The sequence below is a fragment of the Microbacterium hibisci genome, assembly GCF_015278255.1.
Lineage (GTDB): Bacteria > Actinomycetota > Actinomycetes > Actinomycetales > Microbacteriaceae > Microbacterium > Microbacterium hibisci.
The window spans coordinates 79,903-85,969 of record NZ_JADIJC010000012.1 but is presented as its reverse complement, the minus strand read 5'-3'; the positions used below and the strand labels follow the sequence as shown (position 1 = coordinate 85,969).

The 6,067-nt window shown below is 71.8% G+C and carries 5 protein-coding genes; 4 read left to right on the top strand and 1 reads right to left on the bottom strand.

Annotated features, from left to right (window positions below; all coding sequences use genetic code 11):
* Nucleotides 1-123 precede the first annotated feature (123 nt).
* The 4 genes from IM770_RS17515 to IM770_RS17500 all read left to right on the top strand — a co-directional run bounded on the left by IM770_RS17515 (nt 124) and on the right by IM770_RS17500 (nt 4,470).
* Entirely contained in the window at nt 124-918 is a 795-nt protein-coding gene (locus IM770_RS17515; protein ID WP_203582433.1) for a sugar phosphate isomerase/epimerase family protein, read from the top strand.
* On the top strand, nt 915-1,781 hold the full coding sequence (locus IM770_RS17510; RefSeq protein WP_203582432.1) for a phosphogluconate dehydrogenase C-terminal domain-containing protein: 867 nt from the start codon (nt 915-917) through the stop codon (nt 1,779-1,781). The genes IM770_RS17515 and IM770_RS17510 overlap by 4 nt, the downstream gene beginning before the upstream one ends.
* Before the next feature lie 28 nt (nt 1,782-1,809).
* Nucleotides 1,810-2,565 (top strand): SDR family NAD(P)-dependent oxidoreductase, encoded by a 756-nt coding sequence (locus IM770_RS17505; protein WP_203582431.1) that lies wholly within the window; start codon nt 1,810-1,812, stop codon nt 2,563-2,565.
* A 144-nt stretch (nt 2,566-2,709) separates the two neighbouring features.
* On the top strand, nt 2,710-4,470 hold the full coding sequence (locus IM770_RS17500; protein ID WP_203582430.1) for a D-apionate lactonase family protein: 1,761 nt from the start codon (nt 2,710-2,712) through the stop codon (nt 4,468-4,470).
* A 65-nt stretch (nt 4,471-4,535) separates the two neighbouring features.
* Here IM770_RS17500 and IM770_RS17495 read toward each other — a convergent pair whose 3' ends face one another.
* Nucleotides 4,536-6,062 (bottom strand): apiosidase-like domain-containing protein, encoded by a 1,527-nt coding sequence (locus IM770_RS17495; protein WP_203582429.1) that lies wholly within the window; start codon nt 6,060-6,062, stop codon nt 4,536-4,538.
* Nucleotides 6,063-6,067 lie beyond the last annotated feature (5 nt).

Genomic DNA, 6,067 nt, shown 5'->3' with positions numbered 1-6,067 from the left:
CCTCGCCACCGCCCGCCCCGAGCACCCCACCCCGAGAATCCATCCGAAGGACCAGACCACGGGCACGACCCAGCGTCTCGGCCTCCCGATGGATTCTCGCGAAAACCCCACCGGGGTCGACGCATGATCGGGCTCGGCACGTACGCCTTCTTCTGGCAGCACTCCGACCAGGTTCCGCAGCCGCTGTCGCTCGTCGGCGCGTTCGCGGCGACCAGGGAGCTCGGCGTCGACCTGTTCCAGATCTGCGACTACGCGCCGCTCGAGACCATGACGGAGGAGGAGCTGGCGGATGCCGCGGCCGCCGCCCGCGATCTCGGCCTCACCATCGAGCTCGGCACGAAGGGCATCGAGCCCGACCGCCTCGCCCGATTCCTCGAGCTCGCCGGCGTCTTCGACGCCAAGCTCGTCCGGAGCATGCTGTACTCCCCCGACAACCGGCCCACGCTCGCCCTGGCCGAGGACTGGCTGCGAGCCGTCCTGCCGGCGTACGAGGCATCCGGAGTCGACCTCGCGCTCGAGACCTACGAGCAGGTCTCGACTGCCGACCTCGTCGGGCTCGTCGACCGCCTCGGCAGCGAGCGCCTCGGCATCTGCCTCGACCCCGCCAATGTGGTGGCGCGCCTCGAGCTGCCCCGTGACTGCATCGACGCGGCGGCGCCGCACGTCAAGAACGTGCACGTCAAGGATTTCGCCTTCGCCCGCCAGCCCGGCTGGGTCGGCTTCACCTACGGCGGTGCGCCGATGGGCGAAGGTCTGCACGACTACCCCCACCTGCTCGAGACCGTGCGCCCGCGCGAGCGCGGCGTCAACGAGGTCGTCGAGCACTGGCTCTCCTGGCAGGGAGACGCCGAGACCACCATCCGCACGGAGCGGGAATGGACCCGCGCCACCATCGAATATCTGAGGAGCACGACATGAGCACCACCTCGACCGACACGTACAAGATCGCCGTCGTCGGCGCCGGCGGCAAGATGGGCATGCGCGTGTCCAACAACCTCGTCAAGACCGACCACACCGTCTGGTACGTCGAGAACTCGCCGGCCGGCCAGCAGCGCACGCTCGACGCCGGTCGTGAGCTGACGGATGCCGCGACCGCCGTCGCCGACGCCGACATCGTCGTGCTCGCGGTGCCCGACCTGGCCCTGGGCCCGGTCACCGCCGACCTCGTTCCGCAGCTGAAGTCGGGCGCGATCGTGCTGACGCTCGACCCGGCCGCCGCGTACGCGGGTCTGCTCACCACGCGCGAGGACGTCGTCCAGGCCGTGGCGCACCCCTGCCACCCCTCGGTGTTCCTCGAGCGCACCACCAAGGAGGAGTGGGCCGACACGTTCGGCGGCATCGCCGCCCCGCAGGACGCGATCGCAGCCGTCGAGAGCGACGACCCGGTGCACAAGCAGATCGTCGAGGCCACGGTCCGCGCGATCTACGCCCCCGTCATCGATGTGCACTTCGTCACGGTCAAGCAGCTCGCCCAGCTCGAGCCGACCCTCGTCGAGACCGTCGCCTGCATGATCGGCGCACTCCTGAACGAGGCCCTCGACGAGGCGATCAACACGATGGGGGTTCCCGAGGCCGCTGCCCGCAGCATCCTGTATGGCCACACGCAGGTGGCCCTCGCCAACGGCCTGCGCGGCGACAACCCGTTCTCGGACGCGTGCCTCATCGCGATGGACTACGGCCGCGAGTCGATCATCAAGGACGACTGGAAGAAGATCTTCCGCGACGACGAGCTCGACAAGAACCTCGCGCGCATGCTCCACCTCGACCACATCGAGCGCTGAGCCGCGCCCACGGCCGAAGGGACGAGACATGGGACAGCTCGAGGGCAAGACCGCGCTCATCACCGGCGGGGCACTGGGCATCGGCCTGGCGGTCGCCCAGCGCTTCGCCCGCGAGGGCGCGCGGGTGATCCTCGCCGACCGCAACGGCGAGGGGGCGGCGGCAGCGGCCGCCGAGATCGGTGCGAAAGCCCGCGCCGTCACGATGGACATCTCGGACGAAGCCGCGGTCGAAGCGGCGTTCGCCGAGGTCGAGGCGGACGGCTGGGCGCCCGACGTGGTCGTCGCGAACGCCGGCGTGCAGCTGTTCGGGCAGGACGCCCCGGCGGCCGACCTCGACCTGGACGTGTGGCGCCGCACGATCGACATCAACCTCACGGGCGCGTTCCTGACGGTCAAGCACGCTGTGCGCTCGATGCTCACGCGTGGAGGTGGGTCGATCATCCTCACCGGCAGCCCGACGGCGGTCAACGGCGAGGGCAAGGACTTCACCGCCTACAGCGCGTCGAAGGCCGGCATGCACGGCCTCGCCCGCACGGTGGCGGCGGCCTACGCCGATCGTGGGATCCGGGTGAACACCGTGCAGCCCGCCTACACCGAGACGCCGCTGGTGGCCGCGATCAGCGAGGACCCCGAGTCGCGCGCCGCGATCATCAGCCGCATCCCCATCGGCCGCGCCGGCACGCCGGACGACGTCGCGGGCATCATGGTGTACCTCGCCAGCGACGACGGCGCGTTCGCCACGGGTGCGACGTTCCAGGTCGACGGCGGGATGACCTCGCTCTGACCGCCCCGCTCACCTGTCACGATCGGCCGCCGCCCGTGGCCCGTCGTGACAGGTGAGCAGAGCCCCCGATGCGCACGAACAGTGCGCGAGCCACGAACGCCGGCATGCGTGGCACATCATGACCGGCCGGGCGAGGATGGGACGATGACGGACGTCTGGAACGGTGAGCCCGCACGGCAGTGGCGCAGCGGCCCCTGGTCGCTGGAGCTGCGGGACGACGAATTCGCCGATCTCGCGTACGAGGACCGGGTCGTGCTTCGCTCGGTGCGGGCGGTCGTGCGCGACCGCAACTGGGACACCGCGCGCCTTGTCGTCGACCGCGTCGACGCGTCGGGCATCGCGCTGACCCTGCACGTGCACTCCGAGGGGCTCGGCGCAGACCTGCGCGGCGTCGTGCGCGCCGAGGTGCGCGGCCCGGGGCGCCTGCGTGTGCTGACCGACCTCGAATCCGCTGCCGAGTTCTCGACCAACCGCACCGGACTCGTCGTGCTGCACCCGCCGGGACTCGCGGGGTGCGAGCTGCGCGTGCGGCACTCCGACGGCGGCGTCGAGCAGTCGAGGTTCCCCGAGCGCATCAGCCCGCATCAGCCGGCATTCGACATCGCGGGACTCGCCTGGTCGCACGAGGGTCTCGACGTCGACGTGCGCTTCGCGGGCGACGTGTTCGAGATGGAGGACCAGCGGAACTGGACGGATGCCTCGTACAAGACGTACAGCCGGCCGCTCGCGTCGCCCTTCCCCTACACGCTGCGCGCCGGCGAGCGCGTGGTGCAGTCGGTCGACCTCGCCGTCACGGGAACGCCCGCTGCGGTGCCGCACACGGAGGTCACCCGCATCCGTCTCGAGGAGGGTCCTGCGCTGCCCGCGATCGCGGTGTCGGCCTCGACGGCGCCGGGTCCCGCGCCGGCGGCGGACGCCGATCCCGCAGACCGCCCTCCCGCAGCGGTACTGGTCGAGCTCGATCTGGCGACCCGCAACTGGCGGGCGGCCCTCGCACGCGCCGCGACAACCGGCGTGCCGCTCGACGTGCGGTTCGTCCTCGACGAGGCCGACCCGGAGAGGATCCACGCCGGTGCTGCGGCACTGCGCACCCTGCCGGTCGCGCGTGCGACCGCTTTCTGGCCGACCGGCCCCGCGCGGCACGTCTCGGACCTCGAGGCCATCGCCCTCCTGCGTCACGCGCTCTCGGAGGCGGGAGTCGAGACCGACGTGGTGGGCGGCGCGCGCTCCCACTTCACGGAGCTCAACCGCGAGCAGCACCGCCTGCCGAAAGGGCTGGACGGCGTCGTGTTCAGCTGCACCCCGCTCTTCCACAGCCTTTCGACGGCGCAGCTCGTGGAGTCGCTGTCGATGCAGCGTCTCGTCGCGGCGCAGGCGGTGCAGATCGCGCACGGGGCAGCCGTGCACATCGGCCCGATCTCGCTGCGCCCGCACTTCAACAACGTCGCCACGACCGCGCCGCCGATGCCCGAACACGACGACCTGCGCGACGGCTACGGGCCGGCGCTGATCGACGCCGCCGACGCGCGGCAGCAGGCGCCCGAGCTGGCCGCATGGACCGTCGCGAGCGCAGCCGCGCTCGCGGTGCCTGGCGTCGCGACGCTCGCCTACTTCGAGGAGTGGGGCCCGCGCGGCGCGCGTGCGGCCGACGGGTCACCCCGCCCGGCTCTCGCGGCGGTGTCGGCGCTCCGCGGCCTCGCGGGCCGCACCGGCCTGCGCGGCGACTCGGCGGACGGCCTCGTGTGGGCGCTCGGCGCCCGCGACGGCGACGGCGACGGCGACGGCGACGGCGACATCGTGCTCGTGGCCAATCTCGACCGGTCGGCCCGACAGGTCGAGATCGAGCTCCCCGGCGGCACCCGCCGAAGCGCCGACGTGCCCGCCGGCGCCTTCGTGCGCCTCTGACCCGGCGCGCCGGAGTCCCGCTCTCCGCAGCCTCGGCGCCGGGTCCGCCCCGACGAACCCGCTGCTCAGCCCTCGATCCGCGTGATGCGCAGCGCGACGGCCTCTCCCGCGGGCAGTTCCACCGGCGCGGACGCGCGGTCGTACGCCTCGTTGCGCTGCACGTCGTCGAGCGTGAAGCGACGCCCGACCGGGGTGACCGTCATGTTCCAGGTGTCGATGACGTCGACCTCGAACGCATCGCCCGGCTCGGGGCGCTCGCCGGGGAAGCCGATCGGGAGGCGGAACGACCACGTCGCGGGCGCCGCGCTGCCGAGGTACTGCAGGTACGTGCGGCGAGGGATGCCGGCGACATAGGCAGGATCGTCCCACTTGTCGATGGGGTCGAGGCCCGGGCCGTCGACCTCATCGAGGATCCGGCGCAGGAAGCCGAGGCGCTCCGGCGACTCGCCCCGGAGCGGGCCACCCTCGACCATGTGGAGGCTTCCCGACTCCGTCAGGAAGCTCTCGCCGTGCGAGGCGTAGCAGCCGGCGACCGCCGACACCCAGAACTGGTGCACGAGCTGCTCCGCGTCCAGGTGCCCCCACCGGTCGGGGATGTCGCCCTCGTACTTGATCTCGTCGAGCACGACGGGCTTGCCCCACACGTCGCGGTACAGGTTGGCGCGGCCGAACTCCGTCGTGACCGAGCCGTTCTGCACCGACGCGTGCGTGACCCACGGCTGATTGTTGTCATAGAGCTCGATCCAGTTGTGGATCGAGCGCAGGTGGTCGTAGGGGTCGATCTCGGCCAGCAGGGCGCCGGTGCGGTGCCAGCGGTCGTCGGGACGCTCGAGCTGGTCGAACTCGTTGCACAGCGACCACCACACCTGCGGATAGGCGGCCAGGCGCGCGACGAGGTATCGCAGGTAGATCGCGTCCTCCTCCTCGCTGAGCTCGTTCAGCCCGAACTGGCCGCGGTCGTAGGCGTTGTAGATGAGCACGTCGGCCTGGATGCCCCGGTCGCCGAGGAGCTCGACGGCACGGTCGAGCCGCCGGAAGAACTCCGGCACGGGCCGGGTCACGTCCCAGCGTCCCTCGGTCTTCTCGAACGGCCAAAGCGCGGGGATGTGCTCGATGTACCCGCCGCCCTGCGGGAACACCATGAAGCGGAACTTGTTGAAGCCGGCCTCGGCGATCGCGTCGATGGTCGACGAGAACAGCGGCTCCTCCTGGTGCAGCCAGTTGTAGGCCGTCGCGCCGACGGGCCGGAACGGCGTGCCGTCGGCGTGGGCGAAGTGGAAGCGGTGCGCCACGCGCACGGGCCCGTGCTCGCCGCCCCGGACGACCTCGAACGTGCCCGTGTGAGCGGCGAGTGCGGCATCGGCGCTCTCGCTCGACCAGGTCCACTCGCCCTCGAGGTCGGGACCGAACCGGACGCGGTACGTCGTGCCGCCGTCCCAGAAGCCGGGAACGATGCGCTCGGCACCGGACTCGTCGTGCCGGGCCCGCAGCGTGAGCGGCGTGCGGTCGGCCGGGATCGCCTCGGTGCCCTCGAACGTCAGCTCGATCGGGCGGTACAGCTCGCGGGGCGGCGCGGGGGCCTCAGGGGACACGGGAG